Raw genomic sequence first — 22018 nt, 5'->3', positions numbered from 1 at the left:
AACGGCTCCGAGTTCGCGGATCTATCAAATCTTGAGCAAGTTTCCAAGACGCTTGTGTATTATGCTCACCCTTATACATCCTGTGATAAAGGTAGCGTAGAGCGGCACAACGGGCTTATCAGACGCTATATTCCTAAGGGAGACCGGATAGATAAGTACAGCGTGGAAGACATTGCTAAGATCGAAGTATGGTGCAACTCTCTTCCTCGAAAGATCTTAAACTACAAGACTCCAGAAGAGTGCTTTGACATAGAGCTTGACCATATTTATCGACACAGATAGTCAAAATCTACCAGATGCTATTGGCAAGTGTTCAATTTATTATTGCAATTGGCGTATTATTTACCACACAAAAAACAACGTATTATTCCAAGTTTCATGCTGTAATGTGTTTTCTGCTTATTATTATGGATGATCATAACCAGTGAAGCAATATTTTTATCCAGCTGTCCATCCCGATCCATACGTACTATTTGCCTGTCCTGCTTAGCCATATAAAAAAAGAAGTTCATCTGAAGTGAACTTCTTTTTTAATCAATCATTTACGGCGTCGTTGCTTCCCAGCGTTCCGCTTACGATTGCGTGCATGTACATTAGTATCAGATGCCTTATCAGTTTCAGGAGTTGCTACCTTTTTAGCAGTTGTAGCCGTTTTCTCAGTCGAAACCGCGGTTGCTTTTTGAGCCCGTCGTTCTTTAATCTGCTTCCTCACTCGTTCCCGAATTTGCGGCCGCATTGCGTTGACAATCAGTGTTTGCAGGCAAGCAACAATCCCACCAGCAAAGAAATACAACCCTAACCCGGCAGGAGCAATATAAGTAAAGAAGGCTGTCATGATTGGACTCATTAGCATCATCTGCTTCATTTGGGCCCGCTGATCAGCAGGTAAGCCTAAAGTAGATAGCCATCCCTGTAAAACATAGATCCCGAAAGTCAACAGAATGTACAAGTAACTTCTGTGACCCAAGTTTACCCCGAAGAAATAAGCCTTAGAAATCTCTGGTGAATATTGGATAGCAGCATACAAAGCAGAGAAGATCGGCAGCTGGATCAACAATGGTAAACAACCAATTCCGCCAGCCATAGAAATACCATTCTCACGATAAAGCTTCATCATATCTGCACTAACTGCAGCTCGTTCTTCCTGAGTAGTTGCCTTTTTCTGCCGTTCTTGAATCGCGTTGAGCTCGGGGCGAATAAACGATAACTTTTCTTGTTGAATCGTCATTTTCTTTGACTGCTCGATCATCAGGGGCATCAAAATTAGCCGCACAACAATCGTGATCACAATGATAGCCCAGCCATAGCCTCCCAATACATTCGCCATCCAATGTAACAGATGCTGCGTTGGAACAGCCATCTTTTCGTAGACAAACCCGTACGGGTGCCCTGTCTTAGTCCGGCGCACACACCCGCTCAATACTGTAATTGCTAATAACATAGCAGGTGTTAACTTGATTAAGTTTTTTCTCTTCATGCCTTTCAATCATCCTTCTAAAATTCCTAGTATACGCACTTTACTATACTTGAAAGCCCCATCAATTTCAATATTAATACCGTACAGAAAAGCGTGTATACTCATCTGGGGAAATATCCGTAATGTGATACTGGTCCACCCGTCCAACTGGCGAAGGGGAACGCTTGACTTCCGTAATAAACTTAGCTAGCATCTCTTCTTCACCTTGGGCAACCGCTGTCACGGACCCATCTGGTTCGTTCTTGACGTACCCTTTGATGTGATATTTTTGGGCACTAAGGACCGTACAGTAACGAAAACCTACTCCCTGAACAAGACCACTCACATTTATTCTAACTGCACGTAGCATAAGCAGACTCCTTCCCTGATTCTGGTAACTACTATGTAAAGTAAGTGGGAATAAACCTTTATAAAGTCGTTGGGCTAAGCTCGGATAATTGGCGCAAAGAGTGTCAACCTTCGTTCGAGCTTAGCTTTTAGACTTGTAATTATTCCCACGTTATCTGTAAAACATTAGTACATAAAGACTGAGGCTGGTGAAAAACAGTTTTCTCCCAGCCTCAATCAATGCGCACATAACAACCATTATTAGGTTATCATGCCCCATCTTATTTATTTTGATCATGCACTTCTTCGTCCGTTAAAGTCGGTTTGGCAGTTGAACTGTCATTTAACGCCAAGGGGAGCGAAACTCGGAAGAGTGAACCTTGACCGACGGCACTTTCAACCTTTAACGAGCCTTTGTACCCTTCGACCAAACGCTTAGCAATGGCTAAACCCAGTCCATTACCACCTTTATCCCTGCTCCGCGCCTTATCAACCCGGTAAAAACGGTTAAAGATCTTTTTAATATCTGCTTCGGATATTCCTTCCCCAAAGTCTTGAACCACAAATTCTACGTCACGACTACTATGATCCAAAGTCAAATGGACTTCTTTACGGTCAGTAGAATACTTGATGGCATTATCTAATAAAATGATCAACAACTGTTCCAGATGATTACGGTAAATTTTAACCGGGGTCTTTCCCCGTAAGTTATCATCTAAGACTAATGTAAAATCAGGATGAATCATTTTAATGTTATCAAATACTTGGAGCCCTATTTCATGTGCGTCGGTAATTTCATTTTTGAATTTAATTTCAACTTGTTCAGCTCGGGACAGGTCCAACATTTCTTGTACCAGCGATTTCATCCGCTTGATTTCTTGCAACGAAGCTTGAATCGACTCATCCAGTACTTCGGGATCATCTTTCCCCCACCGATTGAGCAATCCAAGATGCCCTTGGATGATTGCAACTGGAGTCCGCAATTCATGTGAAACATCTTCTACGAACTGTTGTTGTTGCTCAATATAGCCTTCCATTTGATCCAACATCTCATTGAACAAGTCGGCTAAATGACTAAGCTCATCGTTTTGTACAAACTCAGGCACCCGCACATTGGCAAACGGATCGTCGCGCTCGGTTGAACTTATCTTATCAATCGTTTCATTGATCTCGCTAATAGGACTCAACAACCAGTCAGAAAGGATGTATCCCAAAAGAATACTAGCAACAATTGCGATAATACCAAACAAAATGAAAATGGTCAGTAAGCTTTTTGCTGTTTGCGAGTATTCAACCAGGCTGTTAGTCACCTGCACATACCCAATAATTTGGTGGCTTTTCTTGGATCGCACTGGTTTGTTCATGATCAGAACCGGCACACCATCAAACTTGCGCACATTGTCCAGACTATTGTTATTGTTCGACTTTAGATATGATTTTTTAAAAGAAACAGGAACATTACGGGACGAATATACCATCTTACCCTGCGGATCATAGACAGATATCCCTAAATTCTTACGCGATAAAGAAATCAACACATTGTCATGATACAAGGGTCGGGATTGCTGAATCGCATCATTAACCAATTCCTGATCAAAAATTCGGTTAACTTGCTTGGCGTTTAATTCTTTATTTTCATTAGTCAAGCGACTAACCGCCGTGGTTAGGGCTTCTTGGGTATACTGTTGTTCCTGTTGGAGTAATAAACCAGTAAAACTGTTATATAAGAGCAAGGCAAAAACAGCAAAAAGGATTAATACCCCAATTGCTGTTCCGATTGACCATTTAAACCTGATTGAGACAAATCGCTTCGCAGGCTTACGTGGTTTATTGCTTCCTGTCAAAATTTCTTGTTCTTGCATTTTGGGCTAGGAACGCATTACATAACCCGTTCCGCGAACTGTTTGAATATAACTGTCTTCGCCGGGACGATCAATCTTGTTCCGCAAATATCTGATGTAGACATCCACGACATTTGTCTCAATCTGTGACTCGTATCCCCAAACTTTCTTCAAAAGAACATCACGGGCCAAAACAACGTTAACATTTTCCATCAATGCCAACAACAGTTCGTATTCCCGCTTAGTTAACTCAATAATTTCGTCACCTCTACGTACAACCCGATTTTCTTTTTCGATCGTCAGGTCCCGATATGTGACTGTGGTTTGTTTAGCAGAATTTTGCTTACTTTCTAAATCGACCCGCCGCAGTAAAGCGCGCAACCGTGCTAGTAATTCTTCAATAGCAAACGGTTTGACAATGTAATCGTCTGCACCGTGATCCAAACCAGAAACGCGATCAATAACTGAGTCACGGGCTGTCATCATGATAATTGGCGTATTCTTAACTTGACGGATCCGCCGACAAACTTCTAGCCCGTTTAATTCAGGGAGCATTAAATCCAAGAGGATAGCATCCCAATCCTCTGCTAGTGCCAAATCGAGGCCTTCACGCCCATTCTTAGCAATTTGTGCTTCATACCCTTCGTGACGTAATTCAAGTTCAACGAAGCGCGAAAGGTTTTTTTCGTCTTCAACAATTAATATCTTACTCACTCTTAACACCCCTGGAATTAATTTTTTATGTTAATGAGAATATTTGACCTACATAGTCAATTTTAACATATTTACTTGATACTAAAAAACCCTTGTTTAGTACTTTTAGTTAAGTAAAAATCGCTAAATTTCTTGCGAAACTTAGCGATAAATTGATGATCTTAAAAATTATTCTTCGTGATACCAGGAATAATGGAAGATACCTTCACGATCAGTCCGTTCGTACGTATGTGCCCCAAAGTAATCACGTTGTGCTTGAATCATGTTTGCCGGTAATACAGCAGACCGATATTGATCGTAGTATGTGATCGCAGCATTGAATGCCGGACTTGGTACCCCTGCTTGAATTGCTAAAGCAGCAACTTCCCGTACAGCAGTTTGATACTTAGCAACAATATCAGTGAAGTATGGATCTAACAATAAGTTATTTAATTCAGGATCTCTTTCAAAAGCGTCGGTGATCTTTTGTAAGAATTGGGCCCGAATAATGCAACCTTCACGCCAAATCTTAGCTAATTCACCATAATTCAAATTCCAATCATACTTTTCAGTAGCTACCCGCATTTGTTCAAAACCTTGAGCATATGACATAACCTTACTGAAGTACAGTGCTTGCCGAATCTTTTCGATCATTTCTTGCCTTTGATCAGCTGAAATTTGCACTGCATTGACCTTTTCTGGTAGAACCTTGCTTGCTGCCACCCGTTCGTCCTTCATTGCTGAAATATAACGAGCATAGACAGATTCAGTAATCAGTGATTGGGGAACCCCAAGTTCTAAGGCACTTTGGGAACTCCATTTACCAGTCCCTTTATTGCCAGCCCGGTCAAGAATCATATCCACAATCGGCTTATCTGAGCCTAAGTCATCCTTACGTGTCAAAATATCTGCCGTGATATCAATTAAGTAACTATCCAATTCGCCGTGACGCCATTCTTCGAATACCGCTGCAATTTCATCAACGGACATCCCTAAAAGATTGCGCATCAAGAAGTAACTTTCGGAGATCAATTCCATATCCCCATACTCGATCCCGTTGTGAACCATCTTAACATAGTGACCAGCACCATTAGGCCCGATATAAGTTACACATGGTTCGCCATCCTTGGCCTTAGCAGCAATCTGCTTGAGAATTGGTTCTACCAATTGATAGGCCTCTTTCTGACCACCAGGCATCAAGGATGGCCCTTCTAAGGCACCTTTTTCACCGCCGGAAACCCCCATACCGATGAAGTTAATTCCGGATTCATCCAATTTGGCATTCCGCCGCATAGTATCGCCAAAGAAGGTATTCCCTCCGTCAATCAAAACATCACCCTTGTCCAACAGAGGTAACAGCCGTTCAATAAACATATCAGTTGGCTTCCCAGCCTTAACCATCATAATGATTCGGCGCGGTTTTTCTAAAGAAGCAACAAAGTCTTCTAAGGTATAACTTGGTACTAAGTTCTTTTCGGCATGGTCAGCCATCACTTTTTCAGTCTTAGCCGCCGTCCGGTTAAAAATTGCTACTCGGTAACCACGGCTTTCAATGTTCAAAGCCAGGTTCTTGCCCATTACGGCCATTCCGATAACACCGATTTGTGCTTTTTCCATTCCTGATATCTCCTTTAAAAAAATTCACTTATATATTATCACAATTATTATTGTGATCGATATCGATAAGGCTTATTCTTTATCCTTATAAACCAATTCTGGTTCAGCTGTCCCGTTGACAGTTTCCTCAGTAACGATTACCTTGGCAATGTCATCGTTGCCAGGAATTTCAAACATAATATCGTTGATTGTACCCTCAATAATTGAACGTAAACCACGCGCCCCAGTATTACGGGCAATCGCCATCTTGGCAATAGCTCCTAGTGCTGCTGGCGTAAAGTCCAGCTCTACCCCATCCAAAGCAAGCAACTTCTTGTATTGCTTAACTAATGCATTCTTTGGTTCGGTTAAAATCCGCACTAAGTCCTGCTCTTTCAGTTTTTCCAAGGCTGTTAAAATTGGCAAACGTCCGATAAATTCAGGAATCAAACCAAATTTGAGTAAGTCTTCTGGGATAATCTGCTGCATCAGGGAAACATCATCTTGCAACTTATTAGTTGAGTTGGTTCCAAAGCCAATTACCTTTTCACCTAAACGTTCTTTAACGATGCCTTCGATCCCATCAAATGCACCCCCAACAATGAATAAAATGTTGGTAGTGTCTATTTGAATGAACTCTTGTTGCGGATGTTTCCGTCCTCCCTGAGGCGGAACATTAGCAATTGTTCCTTCTAAAATCTTGAGGAGAGCTTGTTGCACCCCTTCACCTGACACATCCCGAGTAATGGAAACATTTTCGGACTTCTTGGCGATCTTATCGATTTCATCGATATAAATGATCCCCCGTTGGGCCCGTTCAACATCATAGTCAGCATTTTGAATTAATTTCAAGAGGATGTTTTCGACGTCTTCACCAACATATCCCGCTTCTGTCAAAGTTGTAGCATCTGCGATTGCGAATGGCACATTGAGAATTCGTGCCAAGCTCTGAGCTAAATAAGTCTTCCCCGACCCAGTTGGCCCAACGATACAAATATTTGACTTTTGCAGTTCAGTATCATCATCGTCATCATCATTTAATGCAGAATTAATTCGTTTATAGTGGTTATAAACAGCTACTGCCAAGGTTTTCTTAGCAGCTTCTTGCCCAATAACATACTGGTCAAGAATATTCACAATTTCTTTTGGCGTTGGAACATCCTTAACTTCTTCAACAGCGGCTGCTTTTTTCTGTTGATCAAAAATTGACTGTGCTAAATCAACACATTCATTACAAATATATACGCCTGGGCCCGAGATCATGCTCTCGACTTGATCTTCTGATTTGCCACAGAAAGAACAAGCGATCGGCCCTTGCTTATTTGGATCTTGGAACATTAGTTAATCACCCTATGTTTTTTTATTAGTTATAATTCTAACAGAGATTATATTCAAATACTAATAAGAAACTTTTTCCACGCTTATATGTCAGTTCAGATGAAAAAAGAAAACCCCCTTTCCAGGGGGTTTTTCATCATCAATCAGGATTACTTTTCGTCTTCCTTGTTTGACTTCCGAGTTTGCTTAGCAGAATCAGTAATTTCATCAACTACTTTTCTGATTGCAATATCATGCTTCAACATGGTATCAGTCAATGCAGCCCGAACCTGCTTTTCATCCATTTTGTATTGATCAGCAAGCTTCTTAATTTCTGCTTGAATTTCTTCTTCAGAAGGATCGATTTCTTCCTTAGCCACGATAGCTTCAAGTACTAAGTTAGTCTTAACACGACGTTCAGAACCTTCAGCAAATTGCTTACGTAAATCATCTTCACTTGTGCCAGTCAACTTGAAGTACATATCTGGGGAAATGCCTTGTTGTTGCATACCAGCCATGTATTGGTCGATTTGACGTTGAACATCATCATCGATCATTGCTTGAGGAATGTCACCGATCTTAGCATTTTCCACTGCCAAGTCTAATGCTTCGTTTTGGATAGCTTCACGAGCAGCAGCAACCTTTTGTTCCTTCAAACGATCCTTAACCTTTGCCTTTAATTCTTCTAAAGAATCAACTTCTTCATCAACATCTTTAGCAAAGTCGTCATCTAATTCAGGTAATTCCTTGGTCTTAACTTCGTGAATAGTTACTTCGAAGACAGCATCCTTACCTTGTAAGTCTTCTGCTTGGTAGTCTTCTGGGAAAGTAACCTTAACTTCTACTTCATCGCCACTCTTGTGACCAACTAATTGGTCTTCAAAGCCAGGGATGAATGTGTGGGAACCAAGAACTAAGGAGTAGTTAGTACCCTTGCCACCGTCAAATTCTTCACCATCAACTTTACCAACAAAGTCGATAACTGTAGTATCGCCTTCGGCAGCTGGTTGGTCTTCTTTAAGAACCAATTCAGCTTGTTGTTCACGCATGTTTTCTAATTCGCCTTCGATATCAGCTTTCAAAACGCGTGTTGGGTGTGGAGTTACTTCAAGATCCTTGTATTGACCAAGTTCAACTTCTGGTTCAACAGTAACTACTGCAGTCAAAGTCCATTCTTGACCTTTTTCCATTGATTCAACAGAAACTTCTGGTTGGCCCACAGGCTTAATAGCTGCTTCAGCAACAGCTGCAGAATAAGCTTCTGGTAAAATAGCGTTCAACGCATCTTGGTATAAGGATTCTTCACCGTACATCTTGTTGAAGATTTGGCGAGGAACTTTCCCTTTACGGAATCCAGGGACGTTCAAAGATTTTTTTACTCGGTTGAAGGCAACGTCTAAACCTTCCTTAACTTTGTCAGGAGTGATGGTGAAAGTCAATTGACCCTTGTTACCATCTTGTTTTTCCCATTTTACAGACATATTTTTCCCTCCGCGTGAAAAATTTGCGCAATTATTTAATACAAATTGCATACTTTATAAGTTTACCGTAGATACCTTTAAATGTAAATATCATGGTAAAAATAAAAGACCAGGAAACCCTGGTCTTTCAATAATTATATAGCTATGGAATAACTATTAGTCTTCAATTTCGGAAACGACACCGGCACCAACAGTACGGCCACCTTCACGGATAGTGAACTTAAGACCCTTTTCCAAAGCAACTGGCTTGATTAATTCAACGTCGAATGTAACGTTGTCGCCAGGCATAACCATTTCTACACCTTCTGGTAATTCGATGATACCAGTAACGTCAGTTGTGTGGAAGTAGAATTGTGGACGGTAGTCTGAGAAGAATGGAGTGTGACGGCCCCCTTCTTCCTTAGTCAAGACATAAACTTCACCCTTGAACTTCTTGTGAGTTTGGATGGAGCCTGGTGCAGCAAGCACTTGACCACGTTGAACTTGGTCACGGTCAACACCACGGAGCAATGCACCGATGTTGTCACCAGCTTCACCTTCATCAAGAGTCTTGTGGAACATTTCCACACCAGTGATAGTAGTCTTAAGAACGTCGTCAGTTAAACCAACGATTTCAACTTCATCACCGACCTTAACAACACCACGGTCGATACGGCCAGAAGCAACAGTACCACGACCAGTGATAGTGAATACGTCTTCGACAGGCATCAAGAATGGCTTGTCAGTAGGACGTTCTGGAGTTGGGATGTATTCATCAACAACATCCAATAATTCTTGGATAGCCTTTTGTGCTTCAGCATCGCCTTCGAGGGCCTTAAGAGCTGAGCCACGAACAACAGGAATGTCATCTCCAGGGAAGTCGTATTCGCTTAATAAGTCACGAACTTCCATTTCAACTAAGTCAAGCAATTCTTCATCGTCAACAAGGTCAGTCTTGTTCAAGAAGACAACGATGTATTGAACACCAACCTGACGTGCCAAAAGAATGTGTTCACGAGTTTGTGGCATAGGACCATCAGTTGCAGCAACAACAAGGATAGCACCATCCATTTGTGCAGCACCAGTGATCATGTTCTTAACGTAGTCAGCGTGTCCTGGCGCATCGATGTGTGCGTAGTGACGCTTTTCAGTTTCATATTCAACGTGAGCAGTGTTGATAGTGATACCACGTTCACGTTCTTCTGGAGCAGCATCGATTGATGCGTAGTCTTCAGCTTGTGCCAAGCCTTTTTCAGCTAAAACCTTAGTGATAGCTGCAGTCAAAGTAGTTTTACCGTGGTCAACGTGGCCGATAGTACCAATGTTAACGTGGGGTTTTGTTCTTTCGTAATGTTCTTTAGCCATTAATACGAACCTCCTGTGATTTTGCAAAGAGAACCCGCAATACCAATGGTTTGCCGATTATCTCTTGCTTAATATTATACAACTTCCTCCAAAGAAAGCAAAGCAAATTACGCTTTCTCTCCCTGGGAAAGAATTCTTTAATTATTATATAGACCTGTTCTTGTTTTGTAAATACTTTTTTTAGTCTTTATTGCCTTTATTACAAGTATTTCACGTCATTTCCATTTTCTCTTTACTTAATATTCTAATTCCGGCGAAACACTGGTCTTTAACCCAGTGGAATTTCATCAAATCTTCCTATTTTATAACTAGTTTTTTCCATACTATAATCGTATTTCAACTTGTTAAGGTTATAAGTCCCAAAAAACACCCCTTGATTTACTTGTAATCGTTTATATTTATAACATCAAGAATATCAATCTAACTTATCAAAGTCGTTAATTCTTTATAAGGATACTGAAAGTGAGGAAATTTGATGCGTAAAGCAATAATTAACCATAAACTAGTCGGTTACATTGAAGGTAATTACCTAGGCTATTTCCATAGCAATTGTCCGGATAGCCCGTTTAGTAATTTCTACCAAACAGATTTCACGGTATACCATGATTCTAACACGCATGAACTGACAGCTACACAAACCAATGGTGCCACTGTCCAGGAACTTTATTTCAATTGTGTTGAACAACTATTTGCTTGGTATAAAGCAATTGTATGCGGCGATCATCGTAGTGCAACAAAGATTTTAGCCACAACCAGCGTTAACCCCGTCGTTTTTAAAAAACTTGGGCGCAAAGTTCAAGGATATAGTGACGAACTATGGGTACAACCTGGTCCAAAAACAAAGCGTTCGGCGGCAGAAGCAGCCATGCTTGTAGGTATGCAAGCTAAGTTCATCAGCGATCCTTTCTTCAAGCAGGCTCTACTCTTTGCTCAAGAGAACAATCTCCATTTAGCTGAAGTCAATCCTCGTGATGGAATTTGGGGAACACGAACTAGCTTGAAAAAAACAGGCTGGAGCAATTTCAAAGGGCAAAACAAGCAGGGTAAGCTGCTAGATTCTCTGATTTATCGTTGATCTGCATTTCTTTTCTTACGACCAATTGTCTTGAGGTCATAAAAAGCTAGACAGATTTATTACTAGGGGGATATCTATCATGAAAAAAGGCATTTATACTAGTTTATTACTTGCAACATTAAGTTTTGGGGGCGTTACTGTCATCAGCAACCATACTCAGCCTGCTCCCGTCGAAGCTAAGTCTGTTTTAAAAAAGACTTTTAAAGTCGGCAAAACCGCAACTTATAAGGGAGTATCTCTAAAAGTTAACAGCTTCCAATATGTAGAACCGGGAGAATATGATTCTGTGGACGAAGGCAAGCACTTTATTGTTGCTAATGTCACTATCAAAAATAAGAGTCGTAAGAGTTACGACTATAATCCTTACGATTTTAAGTTAAATGTTAACGGCAATAATACGGATTTAGATGCTTACCCTGATGCTGTTGACAACTTACTTGAAGCTGGAATCCTTGATAAAGGTGGTTCAGTTACCGGAAACTTAGCTGGTGAAATTAAAATTGGCGCCCCTAATCCGAAGTTAAAGATGAGTGTTAGCTATCTCGACAACTCCAAGAATATTACTTTTGCGTTAAAATAATATTTTTAATGTATAGCATCTGATTGCGGCCGGTAAAAAGTCTAGCAATTTAAAAAGCACTAGAAACCACGTTACTAAAACGTTGATTTCTAGTGCTTTTTGTTGTTATCTGCCATAGTTTCATCTAAAAAACTGTTTTTTATTCGCTATTTTCAGCGGTAATTTTTTGTACTAAGCCCTTTTGAAAATAACCACCGGACATATCGTAAAATAGGCGCAATTCAGTCAGTACATCATCACGGTGGTCGGTAAAGACTGTCCCGCTTGAGGTTGGTGTGGGTGGTGTCCCACACATAATGGTTTGCGGATTGTCTGAGTCCGTGACGGTGTACTTTAAGGCTGCTTCCTGGTCGGTGGTGTACTCTTGCGCTTCGTCGATAATCATCAGGTCAAAGCCTTCCCCCAGCCCGCCAGATGATGTCCGCGTACGAAACTGGATAACGCCACCCGATTTAAAAAGCTCAATCCGTTCTTGCCCCTTCGCCTTGATCGAATTGAAATCATCGCCGTTTTTGTAGCCAGATTTTTCTAAGTATCGCTTCACTTTTTCAAAGGACGAGTGTGACGTCGAGATCAGGTACGCTGTGTGGAGGACATTTAAACCTTGCTCCAACGCCCAAATCTCTTTCATGTAGATGACTTCGGTTTTTCCGTTCCGCCGTGGTATAGCGTAGCCAAATTTTTGGTGTACCCACAAACCGTCATCATCCACCGCCATGATCGGGTCCAGTAAGTTTTTCTGCCATTCGTAACAAGAAAGCCCGGACCGTTCATAGTACGCCACCGCTTCGTCGCTCAGCGTTTTTTGATATGGAATTATTACCGATTGAGTCGGAGTTTGTCTGCCAATTCTTTTTTGATTAGCCATACTTTGCTCCTTTCAATCTTCTAAAAGATTAGTGAATCAATCGCATCACCTCCTTAAATTAGGGTATAAAAATAGCGGTCATTGTTAGTGACCGCTATATTAGATAACTAATTTTTTTGCTTTCTCATATTCAACTGACAATTTCCGCTTAAAAATTTCTATTTCAGATTGTGACATACCAGGTTCTGCACTAGTACAAATATCTGGCACTTCTTCAGATAAGCAACGGACAGCGTCTGGTTGTTCGCTAAACATCTCATCATAATCATCAACCAGAGCGTCTTCAATTTCACCAGAAAAATCAAAAATATCTTTTGGCGTCTCCTGCAAAAAGGCTTCTATTTTTTTCATCATCTCATTAAATTTCATACCAACCATCCTTTTTATGCTTTCTCCGCACAATAGACACGATATCATTCGTGTTAGTATTACGATAATTGCAAGTTGCAGTTTTTCGTCGAAATGAACTACTTTGACATCATTTTGTCTGAAATCAGGTTTACGTTTTGATAAGTCCAGCACATCATTTATAGTGATAATCTTAAAGCCCTTCTTCTCAATACGATCCAATCGAGACGCTGCATGCACGGACAACGATTGCCCCTCATCTCTAAAAATGTCATGGTAGCCAGCCACCTTGTTTTTGTACCCTTCATTCCAATTTTTCTCTTTCAACTCAGAATGAAAATCATATTCTTTTCTCAAGTCGTCACACTTACTATTTTTATTATACTTCAACTCTTGAAACTTGGCATTTTTCTTGATAGCTTCATCCACGACTGACTGCGTGAAATCGACCATCGGATCGCCTAAGACCCACTGCACGTCCGTAAAATCGTCGGCACTGCTCAGCTTATTGATAAACCCCTTTACTCGATCCTGGTCAAAGCCAGGACGCTGGGCCCGCAGTTTCAATCCTGCTTGCTGGTTAAGTCTAGTCTGCACGCCCTCTGTATAGTCAGAGACGAGAAAGTAGTTATTTTTCAGGGTTTCGTTAAGCACCCGGTCAGCGATATTGAAGTACATCTTACCGTCAGTCAAAGTCTCCGCTGTGATGTGGACGTTAAGCACCTTAGACAGTATCTCTCCGACCTCCACAGCGTAGGCGTGGGCGTCTTTGTAGGTCGCCACGCCATCATTTACGGACTTTAGAGGACCATCATTGACTATCCCATAAGAGCGGGTCTACACTTTCTGGGATTGGTGAGCGCCAATGCCAGATTTTTTGGTAAAAAATAAGGACCCAAAGCTGGTCCTTGTCATACAATTAAATCACCATAAAATATTAAAAAGAGGGTTTTGCTTTTGTCCCTTGATAATTATTCAATGCTAAAACTCCTCAGAATTACAGACCCAAATATTGAATTATTCTGAAGAAATTATTCGTGGTAAAAGAAGATTATCGCAGCTCGCCTCACTTGCCCATGTGGTCGTTGTCCTTACTGTGATTTTATGACTGTCATCAAAAATGGTTCACACTTAACCCAGATGTCGCAATCTCTGTCTCTACTTCTTTAGCAACATTAGTGCCAACGCCCTTAGCCTTACCACCTGTCGTAGGAATATTAGTAGCTACTTCTTCAACAGCCTCGCCAGTCTTGCTTGCACTCTTCACAGGTGTTTCAGTATAAGCATTGCTTGCGGCTGTCTTAGCCTCAGCCAATTTTTGATATTCAGCAGTTAGTGAAGCTACTTCAGTTTGTTCTTCGACTATTTTAGAACTAAGCCCTCCAAAAATATCTTTTAGTTTTTGAATCTTTATGATGAAATTAACTACTTTGTCAACTACCCATAATTTAGCTGATAACTTAATAGCATCCCAAAGTATTGACCGATACTTCACAGCACCTTCCGCTACCTTTAGAATCCAACTGGCCACTTTGCCAATTCCAGAGGCAGCACTTTTAACAGTTTCCTGGAAATCTTTCTGACTAAATAAATCACTCAGTGATTTCGTAGCTTCTGTCATGTAAGGCAGTAATTCTGCCCCAAACTTAATTTCTAAGTCTTCCCAAGCCTTTTTAAACTTCTGAGTGTTAGCCTGGGCAGTTTCAGAGTTCTTTTGTGCTAGTGTTTGAACGTACTTTCCTTTATCAGCAGCTGCCTGAGTCTTCTCGGTTAACTCACCTAAGCGTTTTGAGTTTTCAGCTAGGATCATCCCGGCTTGTTGTCCAGTTGTCCCAAACAGGGCATTAAAGACGGCGTTCTTCTCCGCCCCGTTCATATCTTGCGTGTGCTTATTCAACACACCCATGATATCTGTTAAAGACTTCAGATTTCCATTAGCATCTACGATTTCATTCTTCTTAATCCCTAGTTTACCAAGGACTGAACTTTTGCTATCAATATTCTTTACCGCAGATACTAACGAATTAATAACTTTTCGCAGACCTGTACCCAATATGTTACCGTACGGGCTCTTTATCCCATACTTCACTATGTTTCCATAGTGTTCAGACTATCTTTTCATCCTTGAAAATTGCAATAAAAAAGAGTCCTTGCGGACTCACAATTAATTACAAAAATAATTTACTGAATATTCCACCAACAAGTGAAATGAAACCAATAATAAAGAAAGTGGGCATAATAATGTCATCTATGGATGGCAAGCCTAATCCTCTTCCAGTCATCCCAAAAACTAAACCAATCAAAGCACTTATTGCCATCCAAATTAAAGTTACGCCATCGCCTTTTTTCCATTTATATCGCTTCATCCATCTCACCTCCATTGGCGTTATCCGTTTCTTTCTATGTTTAATTATATCACTTTCAAGGAGTTTTGCCTTCGTGGAAATTTCGGCATGAACAATGTTTTTAGCCTACTCTTTCTAGTCGTTACACCTTCCTCAGGTTTCCCTTGAGGCTTGGCTCGGGATCAACTTGCCATTATGGTTTAGCCTTCCCCGAATTAACAAAATGCTTGTTCAAAGCGATTACTCGCTAAGCGGCCAGTTTTACCAAAGCCTTGTCTGCTTCTAAACCTGCGTTTGATAGGACACCCATTGCACTAGCTGGTTCTGCCAGGCTGAACTTAGCTTGATGTGCCGTTGATGATACATAGGACATCCCAACTCCTAAGGATTGGAATGAAGTTGAGGTCACATCAGCCGAATATGCCAGGACGTTGACTGCTTTATCGAGATGTGACGCCTATATCGTAAATAACAAAAAACCGCCCTTAAAAAGGCGGTACTTTGTAACACTTATCAACACTGGTGAAACGGTTAGAAAGGAGATGACTTTTCTTCTAGTTCGTAAGCCAAATATTCGTAAGCAAATTGATAACCTAATTTTTGTGCTAATCGTAAAGAAATTTTAGTATGAGCATCCCAACTCGGATACCGTTTCTGGGCAAGACAAGTTGTGATTAATTGGGCACAGGCACTTGTTGCTAAGCCTTGTCCGCGAAAATCAGCATGAGTAATGACCTCAACTTCAATGCCTCCTTGATAAGCCGAAAACGAACTCGCCCCCGCCACAATTTGTTGGCCCTTAACCACAACATAACCGAGGGCTAAGCGGTTGAACTCATCATAAGTATGGAAGTTACCTACCAAGTGGTTTGACCATTCCATTTGTAAGCATTGCGCATACAAGTTGGCATCAATGGGGCGGATTTGAAATTCTGGCGGCAATTGGCTAATTAATGTTTGAAGTTTAGCTTGGTCAAATTGGGTATCCTTGCGGGTCGCATACCGGGTAAATTTTCTTACTCGATCGCCGCAATATTTCTCAATTAGTTGCGCCCATGCTGGAGTTTGGGGCACCATAATTAGATCAGGACAGGAATCAACAGCAGTAGCTACAAGCTGCATGTTAGGCTGTCCAGCAAAAAAGGCAAACGCCGAACTAATGCCTATTAAAGCTAGTGCTGCTTGGGGATCACGATCATCATCAACAATAATCTGCCCCATGGTTCCATCTAAACATGACCAAATCATCGTTTGATCCCACCCAGTAAATAGTGCGCTTGCTTTATGTCTAGCTTGTGCTTCCATCATTTTGCTATCCTTTCTATACTATGGAGATTTCGTAAAATGACTATGTTCTATGCCCGCAATTGGAACATTAAGATACCAGCGGCAATAGCCACATTCAGCGATTCGGCATAACCCTTGATGGGGATATAAAGATTATCGCTTGTCAAAGCCAAAAGATCTGCTTGCATGCCGTTGCCTTCATTTCCCATTACTAAAGCAAAGTCTTGATACTTGCCAACTTGATCGTATTGCTTTGCTTCTTCGTTGAGCTCACTTCCGAAAACAGGTAATGCCCGCTCGCGGAAACTAGTGATCCAGTCCGTTAAATCGGCGTCAACTAGTTGTAAATGAAATTGACTCCCTTGCATTGCGCGTAAGACTTTGGGTTGGTGATAATCGGCTGTTCCGTTACCAAAGACTACTCCCGCAAACCCGGCCGCGTCTGCAGTGCGAACAAGGGTCCCAATATTTCCCGGATCCTGGACCTGGTCTAAAAATAACCATGCTCCCTGGACTTCGTTAGGGTTGATAGCATTCGGTTCAGGTAATGCCACTGTGGCAAAAATCCCCTGGGGACTAGGTGTAGTACTGAGCTTTTTGGCGATACTATCTGTTATTTGAAAATATGGAACATCTAAATCATCTGGTAAGTCAGTGTGGTGCTTGGATTCTGCTGTAAAGATGATTTCAAGCAGTGGTGCTTGCACTGCTATGGCTTCTTTTACTAGGTGCCAACCATCCAATAAGTACTTGCCTTGTTTGCGCCGGCCACGTTTTGTTTGGAGTTTGGCCCAATCTTTAACGCGCTGGTTAGTGGCTGATGTAATTTCTTGTATCATGAAATTCTCCCGTAATTTAATATGTTATGCTCTAAATTATAGCATATATCTAATTCTTGTTTGTGGTTAAGAACAGCCTTAGAATTACGCAAAAAAGTCCTAGTTATGTGCGAAATATGATATTCTTATCATGATGAATAAATTATGCGCTGAGGTGTAATAATGCAATCTCTTATTAACTTTATTTTAGGCTTTGCAATCGTATCTTTCCCTATGTATTTCATCATCAGAAACATGAACAAAGATCACGAGGATTAATTTGCAATGGGGAATATTTGCTGGTACAATTATTCCTGTTATGGAGAGTTGGCAGAGTGGTAATGCACCGGACTCGAAATCCGGCGAACCGGTAATACCGGCGCGCAGGTTCAAATCCTGTACTCTCCTTTTTATATAGTTTTGCCGGTGTTGGTGAGTGCTAAAAAGCCCGTCATACCGGCGTTTTTATTTTTACTAGAACACTGAAAAACACTAGTTTTTTGATAAACTGTTGCACGACTGTTGCAAAAAATACAACCGGCTATCAATACGACTGTTTAAAAGTACCGTCTTTATAGGCGGTTTTTTTATTGTCTGAGATATAAAAAATACCAGCCCCTCATAATAGGACTGGTATAAAAAGAACTGATTAATTTAATTATATCATCAAGCGGGATCATCAATGCTGAAATTTAGCTAAAAAACGACTGTTGCAAATACTGTTGCATCCATCCTTGTTTATAGGGCTATTTATAAGACTTATTTAAATCAGATTGCATATAACGCCAATAGATGGAATATGAGCCGTTTTAAGTCATCTATGTATGATTAGACATGAAACTAATTTAAATGCGACCTTGCCCCGTTATATTAAGCCATTTTCAAGATAAAGCATTATTTTTCTTTTATAATGGTGGTAGTAGTTTCTTCTAGGAGGATGATGCCATGCTAGCCATTGATGAAAAGGCAACGATTAAGAACGCCCGCAATTTTTTTAGGAACGATCTGGAAAAATACCAGGCGCTCTCTCTTTCAAGATATACCATTCAATCCGGGATGCCGGCGGGTGTTGCCGTCTCTGGTGGTTTATTGGATCAAGCAGAAAGAAAGCAAATAGCCGGGGTCGATGCCGTTGCTACCGTTGACCAAGTACGGGATGCCATGGATAAGATGCAAGCAGATAATAGGAAGCTCCTAGAATTAAAATATTTCAGTCGCCTAAGCATCCTGGATCTTTGCGAACGCTTGGGCTATGGTCATTCAACAGTAGCAACTAAACTCAACCAGGCGCTATTAGAATTTGGCTTGATCTTTGGCTTGGCTGTCTTTAAATAGGGGGTGTTGCTGTTGGGTTGTCTACTGTTCGTATTGGGTGGGTTTGGTCTGTTCATCCTTACATATTAGATACAAAAAAGCCCCTTGTCCGGTAAGGTTAGGGGCTTTAATGATTAAAAAGTATTTTATTAGAAGAACAACAATATATATTATAGCAAAGCCTTGCTCCGTTAGGGATGATCCGACATTATCCGACATTATCCAGATTTAACCATCGTACTCTTGCGTACGCTGGTATAACCAAACCCCGCTACTCAATCACTAGACAATGAACACCATTGATATGTGCTATAAATCCTATTGCTACGGCAACAGTTAAGATTTTTCGATGCTCTAAAAAGCCCCTAAATGTCCAATTTTGTCCAACTTTTTATATACCCGCAATTACTGAATATAAAAATAACCCTAGCTGATTAGCTAAGGTTACTTGCTGTTAATACTTATCTGGAAACTTCTCTTTTAACTCTCCTATCAAGTCTCTATTTAATTTTTTGCCTAGAATTTTGAGCCCCGCTTCACTGATGCATACTCTACCATCAATCACTTTAAAATGTTTGTCTGGTAGCAAGCTAAAAATAGGATACTTTGCTTTAAACTCTGCTACTGGCTGAGGCTCTTTATTAATCGTCATTCTAACAGATATTAACCCCTCTTTAATTGCTCTTGCTGTTGGTTCGCCGTCTTGGTCAATGATTCCCTCTTGTAAGAGCATAGATGCTATGTCCTGGATGCTGGTATTAAAGCCATCATTTTTAGCCATCTTATAAGCTGATACAACCAAACTACTATTTATAATTTTATTCCAATCAATCATCTTGTATCATCCTCCTATATAGAGCGTGTTAATAATTCAACTAGCCTAAATAAACACGCTGGCTAAATAAGTTGTTTAGCATTGCTAGTCTTATTTTTATGATATTTAGCACGCTTGATCCTTTGGGGCTGTAAGGCTTAAGCCCTCTAATGCTAGTTTGCTAAACATTTTTTTGTCTTCAAGTTGCATATATATGTATATATACGGGATATATTATATATACTGGCAATATTAATAATTTTTGTTTAGATATTTAGCAAATATGCCTTATATCGTTGATATAACAACGTTTTTTAATGCTAACTATCATGCTAAACTGCTAAACAACTCCTATTTTATTTAGCATCTCTATCAAACAAACCTTGTATAATGTCTCTCTCATTCTCTAAGTTATAAAGTTTATCAATATCAAGCCCGTTTCCTGGATCATACTTTTTCATCAAGTTTAAATCTTGTTGCTTGAACTTGTTGCCTGGTCGTCTACCTGTTGCATAGAATTTCCAGCCCATAGTTTCCATCATTGGCTTAATTCTAGTAGTGAACTTTCTTCTTGAGATACTTTGCTTGTTGTTCTCTCGTTCCATCACCCATAAGAAGTAATGAAATAGGAATTTAACCGGCAACCGTTCACTAGCTAGGGGATCAATGTAATTGCTAGCAAAGTAAGCAACGGGATCATTATCCAGCCTGGTATTCTCTACAAGCTCCTTACTCTCTTTAGGGTTTACAATCTGATCCAGATTAATATCAAGGGACTTTTTTAGTACCCATTCAAGCAAGCGTTTATCATAGATATATTTATCTTTAACCTGTTTGCTTGCTGGATCATCCGGGAACTGATGAGGAAAGTTAATCATCCTAAACCGGCGATATAGACCGCCTGTCTTATCCTTGAATTTCGGCAAGCCGTTCATAGACTGGATAACAATAGCATTAAATCTCGCTGTAAACGGCGCTAATCCTTTTGGGTTAATCAATACAATTTCATTAGTGATGATACTTTTTAGATTGCTACCGTTGTCTATGTAGCGCTCTGGGGGATTGTCATCACCAATTAGCAAGCGTCCGCCGTATCCTTGAGCAAGTAAAAAATCATTATCAAATTGATCCAGCATTAACGCCTTATAATTGCCGTTGCCTACTAGATTAATCAAAAACTGTTCCATGGTACTCTTGCCCGTTCTTCCTTGACCAGCGTCTACTAGCATAAACATTAAGCCGGTTTTGCCTCTAACAATGCTAGCGATGAATTGCCATAGCAATAATTCTTTTTCATGGTCTGAGGATGATAATTGCTTGATCCAACTAGTAAAATTCCAACCGTTAAAATTCGGCTCTGTTGCATCCGGGTTATAGTTAGTTGCTATCTTGGTAGTAAAAACATACTTGGGGTTAAACGGGATCAACCGCTTATCTTTTAGATTGATGATGCCATTCCCTACTGGTATTAAGTCGGGATCATCCGTCAATTTGACTGCTGGGCTTTCGATCTGTAACCAGTCTAATATTTCTTTGCGCCATCTCTTGGATATTGTGCTTTCAATAGCAAGCATTAGTTCTTGGATGCGCCGGGATCCGTTAACATAAATTCCAGCATCCGGGTCATAGTAAGATAGGGGGGCTTTTTCCAGCTCCTTATCATCCTCACCAATTACAACCATCTTTAAACTTTGCTTTAGTCTGTTTGCGATAACTCGGGCGGGTATTGGGATTGTCTTGGTCTCGCCGGTCTTATTGTTCATCTTTGCATGATCCGCCCGCCAATCGTTGCCCCATTGGGCTAATTCTCTTTTGATCTCTTTAAATTTGCTCAATATAGCGCCTCCTTGATGCCGTTAATTGCCTTGTTGATAGTTAGTTGCCCATAGGTTAGGGCGCCCCGCCGTTTGTCCCATTTTGGGCGATATAGAGCAGATTTTCTAAAAAGTCTATCTATCTGAGTCGGGTTACAATCACTAAACAAGGCTAAGTCGTTACATAGCGATAAATCTTTTGCGCTGTCGTCTTGGTCGGTTTTAGGATTTGGATGCTTACCATCAAAAAATAACGTTGCTACTCGTTGCCCGTTCTTGGATTCCAAGGCTTTCATCATAACAATATAATCTGGATGCTTAGGGGGAATATTAAGCATCGCTGATTGTAAAATCAAATTGAACACTGTTCCGATCTAGTAAGTGAAAATCGTTTTTACTGGATCAGAGCACAAAAAATCCATTTCAACCTTCTGGTAGAATATGAATTACCACAAAACATTTCTAGAGAGGTTAAAATGGATCATTCATATTCTAACACTAAACCACACCAAAAGGGAAAGCACCTTTCAAAGGATGATCGAATTACAATTCAAGTGATGCATTCTATTGGCTGCTCAAACCGTGCCATTGCTAGAGAGCTTAACTGCTCGCCAAGTACAATCGGATATGAGCTCAAAAGAGGCACCGTATCCCTTTATACTGGCAATGTGAAACGATA

General features: G+C 40.6%; 21 protein-coding genes, 1 tRNA gene and 2 pseudogenes. 6 read left to right on the top strand and 18 right to left on the bottom strand.

Annotation, left to right across the window (positions count from 1 at the left end; translation table 11 throughout):
* Nucleotides 1-282: IS30 family transposase (locus tag G541_RS10235; protein ID WP_027826990.1), on the top strand; the 282-nt coding region annotated here is incomplete at its 5' end.
* 256 nt (nucleotides 283-538) lie between these two features.
* Here the strand turns inward: G541_RS10235 and yidC are convergent.
* From yidC to tuf, 8 genes are all read right to left on the bottom strand, one after another.
* Nucleotides 539-1477, bottom strand: coding sequence for a membrane protein insertase YidC (gene yidC / locus G541_RS0107150; RefSeq protein WP_027826989.1), 939 nt, complete (start codon nucleotides 1475-1477; stop codon nucleotides 539-541).
* Between the two features lie 73 nt (nucleotides 1478-1550).
* Nucleotides 1551-1826 carry an acylphosphatase gene (locus tag G541_RS0107145; RefSeq protein ID WP_009554258.1) on the bottom strand — a complete coding sequence of 92 codons (276 nt, stop codon included), beginning with the start codon at nucleotides 1824-1826 and terminating at the stop codon, nucleotides 1551-1553.
* Nucleotides 1827-2085: 259 nt separating this feature from the next.
* Nucleotides 2086-3666 (bottom strand): HAMP domain-containing sensor histidine kinase, encoded by a 1581-nt coding sequence (locus G541_RS0107140; protein WP_027826988.1) that lies wholly within the window; start codon nucleotides 3664-3666, stop codon nucleotides 2086-2088.
* A gap of 6 nt (nucleotides 3667-3672) precedes the next feature.
* Nucleotides 3673-4359, bottom strand: coding sequence for a response regulator transcription factor (locus G541_RS0107135; RefSeq protein WP_009554254.1), 687 nt, complete (start codon nucleotides 4357-4359; stop codon nucleotides 3673-3675).
* 168 nt (nucleotides 4360-4527) lie between these two features.
* Nucleotides 4528-5955, bottom strand: coding sequence for an NADP-dependent phosphogluconate dehydrogenase (gene gndA / locus G541_RS0107130; RefSeq protein WP_027826987.1), 1428 nt, complete (start codon nucleotides 5953-5955; stop codon nucleotides 4528-4530).
* A gap of 72 nt (nucleotides 5956-6027) precedes the next feature.
* Nucleotides 6028-7272 carry an ATP-dependent Clp protease ATP-binding subunit ClpX gene (gene clpX / locus G541_RS0107125; protein ID WP_027826986.1) on the bottom strand — a complete coding sequence of 415 codons (1245 nt, stop codon included), beginning with the start codon at nucleotides 7270-7272 and terminating at the stop codon, nucleotides 6028-6030.
* A 149-nt stretch (nucleotides 7273-7421) separates the two neighbouring features.
* A complete protein-coding gene (gene tig, locus G541_RS0107120) occupies nucleotides 7422-8732 on the bottom strand; it encodes a trigger factor (RefSeq protein ID WP_027826985.1) in 1311 nt (436 codons plus the stop codon).
* Nucleotides 8733-8888: 156 nt separating this feature from the next.
* Nucleotides 8889-10076: an elongation factor Tu gene (gene tuf / locus G541_RS0107115; RefSeq protein ID WP_027826984.1), complete on the bottom strand. Its 1188-nt coding sequence runs from the start codon at nucleotides 10074-10076 to the stop codon at nucleotides 8889-8891.
* Between the two features lie 475 nt (nucleotides 10077-10551).
* Here tuf and G541_RS09610 point away from each other — a divergent pair, with 475 nt between their 5' ends.
* Nucleotides 10552-11151, top strand: a complete 600-nt coding sequence (locus tag G541_RS09610) for an NADAR family protein (RefSeq protein ID WP_035163129.1) — start codon at nucleotides 10552-10554, stop codon at nucleotides 11149-11151.
* A gap of 79 nt (nucleotides 11152-11230) precedes the next feature.
* Nucleotides 11231-11731: a DUF4352 domain-containing protein gene (locus tag G541_RS0107105; protein ID WP_027826983.1), complete on the top strand. Its 501-nt coding sequence runs from the start codon at nucleotides 11231-11233 to the stop codon at nucleotides 11729-11731.
* A gap of 226 nt (nucleotides 11732-11957) precedes the next feature.
* Here the strand turns inward: G541_RS0107105 and G541_RS09605 are convergent.
* The 7 genes and pseudogenes from G541_RS09605 to G541_RS0107070 form a co-directional block, all read right to left on the bottom strand.
* A pseudogene (locus G541_RS09605) lies at nucleotides 11958-12599 on the bottom strand (terminase); the annotation flags it as partial.
* Between the two features lie 99 nt (nucleotides 12600-12698).
* Nucleotides 12699-13730, bottom strand: coding sequence for a hypothetical protein (locus tag G541_RS10650; protein ID WP_051174598.1), 1032 nt, complete (start codon nucleotides 13728-13730; stop codon nucleotides 12699-12701).
* Nucleotides 13731-14061: 331 nt separating this feature from the next.
* Nucleotides 14062-15000 carry a phage tail tape measure protein gene (locus G541_RS0107090; RefSeq protein WP_155824534.1) on the bottom strand — a complete coding sequence of 313 codons (939 nt, stop codon included), beginning with the start codon at nucleotides 14998-15000 and terminating at the stop codon, nucleotides 14062-14064.
* Nucleotides 15001-15115: 115 nt separating this feature from the next.
* Complete coding sequence (locus G541_RS0107085) at nucleotides 15116-15313, bottom strand: hypothetical protein (RefSeq protein WP_027826981.1); 198 nt, start codon at nucleotides 15311-15313, stop codon at nucleotides 15116-15118.
* A 247-nt stretch (nucleotides 15314-15560) separates the two neighbouring features.
* Nucleotides 15561-15734: pseudogene (locus G541_RS10225) on the bottom strand (phage tail tape measure protein); the annotation flags it as partial.
* Nucleotides 15735-15823: 89 nt separating this feature from the next.
* On the bottom strand, nucleotides 15824-16597 hold the full coding sequence (locus G541_RS0107075; protein ID WP_027826980.1) for a GNAT family N-acetyltransferase: 774 nt from the start codon (nucleotides 16595-16597) through the stop codon (nucleotides 15824-15826).
* 50 nt (nucleotides 16598-16647) lie between these two features.
* On the bottom strand, nucleotides 16648-17418 hold the full coding sequence (locus G541_RS0107070) for a TrmH family RNA methyltransferase (RefSeq protein WP_035163127.1): 771 nt from the start codon (nucleotides 17416-17418) through the stop codon (nucleotides 16648-16650).
* Nucleotides 17419-17718: 300 nt separating this feature from the next.
* On the opposite strand from G541_RS0107070, the gene G541_RS0107065 reads away from it, so the two are divergent.
* Nucleotides 17719-17805: transfer RNA gene (locus G541_RS0107065), tRNA-Ser, on the top strand.
* 537 nt (nucleotides 17806-18342) lie between these two features.
* Complete coding sequence (locus G541_RS0107060) at nucleotides 18343-18732, top strand: hypothetical protein (protein WP_027826978.1); 390 nt, start codon at nucleotides 18343-18345, stop codon at nucleotides 18730-18732.
* A 433-nt stretch (nucleotides 18733-19165) separates the two neighbouring features.
* On the opposite strand, the gene G541_RS10020 is transcribed toward G541_RS0107060, so the two are convergent.
* From G541_RS10020 to G541_RS0107040, 3 genes are all read right to left on the bottom strand, one after another.
* On the bottom strand, nucleotides 19166-19546 hold the full coding sequence (locus tag G541_RS10020) for a hypothetical protein (RefSeq protein WP_051174596.1): 381 nt from the start codon (nucleotides 19544-19546) through the stop codon (nucleotides 19166-19168).
* A gap of 335 nt (nucleotides 19547-19881) precedes the next feature.
* The gene (locus tag G541_RS09590) at nucleotides 19882-21360 is read right to left on the bottom strand and encodes a DNA primase family protein (protein WP_051174594.1); all 1479 of its coding nucleotides are present in this window, start codon (nucleotides 21358-21360) and stop codon (nucleotides 19882-19884) included.
* The gene (locus G541_RS0107040; protein ID WP_027826977.1) at nucleotides 21357-21695 is read right to left on the bottom strand and encodes a phage NrS-1 polymerase family protein; all 339 of its coding nucleotides are present in this window, start codon (nucleotides 21693-21695) and stop codon (nucleotides 21357-21359) included. The genes G541_RS09590 and G541_RS0107040 overlap by 4 nt, the downstream gene beginning before the upstream one ends.
* A 120-nt stretch (nucleotides 21696-21815) precedes the next feature.
* Between G541_RS0107040 and G541_RS10220 the strand changes: the two genes are divergently transcribed.
* Nucleotides 21816-22018: helix-turn-helix domain-containing protein (locus tag G541_RS10220; protein WP_155824532.1), on the top strand; the 203-nt coding region annotated here is incomplete at its 3' end.

It is taken from the genome of Ligilactobacillus saerimneri DSM 16049 (assembly GCF_000423265.1).
Classification (GTDB): domain Bacteria; phylum Bacillota; class Bacilli; order Lactobacillales; family Lactobacillaceae; genus Ligilactobacillus; species Ligilactobacillus saerimneri.
This window is presented reverse-complemented; position numbering and strand designations above follow the sequence as displayed.